At 77.0% G+C, this 1,887-nt stretch carries 1 protein-coding gene; it reads left to right on the top strand.

From position 1 onward, the window contains the following. Positions 1-11 precede the first annotated feature (11 nt). On the top strand, positions 12-1,887 hold a 1,876-nt coding region (locus ACFU99_RS42295), incomplete at its 3' end, for an SDR family oxidoreductase (RefSeq protein ID WP_384403751.1).

The following is a 1,887-nucleotide window of genomic DNA, read 5'->3' as shown; positions in this document are numbered from 1 at the left end:
ACGGCGGGGCGGTGCTGCGGCTGACCGTCGGCGCCCCCGACCCGCGGGGCCGCCGCCCGCTGACCCTGCACGCCCGCCCGGACGGGGCCGACGACGACGGCGAGTGGACGCGCCACGCCTCCGGCGTCCTGGCTCCGGAGGCAGCGGAGGCTGGGGGCGCCATCGACGCGTTCGATGGTTTCGAGCCGGGCGGCGCCTGGCCCCCGGCCGGGGCGGAGCCGGTCGCGGCGGCGGGCACGTACGAGCGCTTCGCCGAGGGCGGGTTCGTCTACGGGCCCGCGTTCCAGGGGCTGCGGGCCGCCTGGCGGCGCGGCGACGAGACGTTCGCCGAGGTGGTCCTGCCGGACGGGCCGCGCCAGGACGCCGACCGCTTCGGGCTGCACCCGGCGCTGCTGGACGCGGCGCTGCACGCCACCGGCCTGCCCGGCGCGCCCGGCGCGGATGAGCACCCCGAGGGGCGGATGCCGTTCTCCTGGACGGGCGTGACGCTGCACGCATCGGGGGCCACCGCCCTGCGGGTGCGGCTCGCGCCGGACGGGCGCGACGCGGTCTCGCTCCTGGCCGCCGACCCGGCCGGCCGGCCCGTCGCGACGGTCGAGTCCCTGACCCTCAGGCCGGCTGACACCGGGCAGCTCGCCCCCGGCCGTACGGGATTCCACGAGAGCCTCTTCCAGGTCGAATGGGCCCCAGCGGGCCCTGCCCTCATGGCTCCCACGGCCCCCGCGGGGCCGCCGCCAGAGGTGTGGACGGACCTGGAATCGCTGATCGCCGCCCTCGACGCCGGGGCGCCCGTGCCGGATGCCGTGCTCCTCTCCCGAGGGGTGGAGAACGGCGACGAGACCCCGGGCTCCGTGCGGGCGGCCGTGCACCGGGCGCTCCAGGCCGTACGGACGTGGCTCGCCGACGATCGGTTCGCACAGTCGCGCCTCGCCTTCCTCACCAGGGGCGCGGTCGCCGTGACCGACGGCGAGCACGTACCGGACCTCGCCCAGAGCGCCGTGTGGGGCCTGGTGCGCTCGGCCCAGACCGAGCACCCCGGCCGCTTCGTCCTCCTCGACCTGGATGGAGCTCCCGAAGGTACTTCCGCGCTCGCGGCGGCCCTCGCCTCCGGCGAGCCGCAACTAGCCCTCCGCAGTGGTCAATTGCTCACGCCCCGACTGGTCAAGGTGGCGGCGGGTGAGACCGGGGAGCCCGCCGCCATCGACCCGGACGGCACGGTGCTGGTCACCGGCGGCACCGGACTGCTCGGCTCGCACATCGCCCGGCACCTCGCGGCCGAGCACGGCGTCCGGCATCTCCTGCTGCTCTCCCGCAGCGGCCCGGCGGCCGAGAGCGCGCAGGAGCTGCGCGCCCAACTGGCCGCGCTCGGGGCCGAGGCCACGGTCGTCGCCTGCGACGCCGCCGACCGCGAAGCGCTCGCCGAGCGCCTCGCGGCCGTACCCGCCGAGCACCCCCTGACCGCCGTGGTGCACACGGCGGGCGCGCTGGACGACGGGATCGTCACCGCACTGACCCCCGAGCGCGTGGACACCGTGATGCGGCCCAAGGCCGACGCGGCGCTCAACCTGCACGAGCTGACTCGCCATCACCATCTTTCTTCCTTCGTGCTCTTCTCCTCCGCCGCCGGTACCTTCGGCGGACCGGGGCAGGCCAACTACGCGGCGGCCAACGCGTTCCTCGACGCCCTCGCCCAGCGCCGCCGCGCCACGGGGCTGCCCGCCCAGTCCCTCGCCTGGACCCTGTGGGACCAGCGGTCCGCCCTGACCGGCCACCTCGCCGACGCCGACGTCCGCCGCCTGGCCCGCTCCGGCATGCCCCCGCTGACGACGGAGCAGGGGCTGGCCCTCTTCGACGCCGCCCGCACCGTCGACCGGGCGACGCTGGTGC

The organism is Streptomyces sp. NPDC057654 (assembly GCF_042800135.1).
Classification (GTDB): Bacteria; Actinomycetota; Actinomycetes; order Streptomycetales; family Streptomycetaceae; genus Streptomyces.
This window is presented reverse-complemented; position numbering and strand designations above follow the sequence as displayed.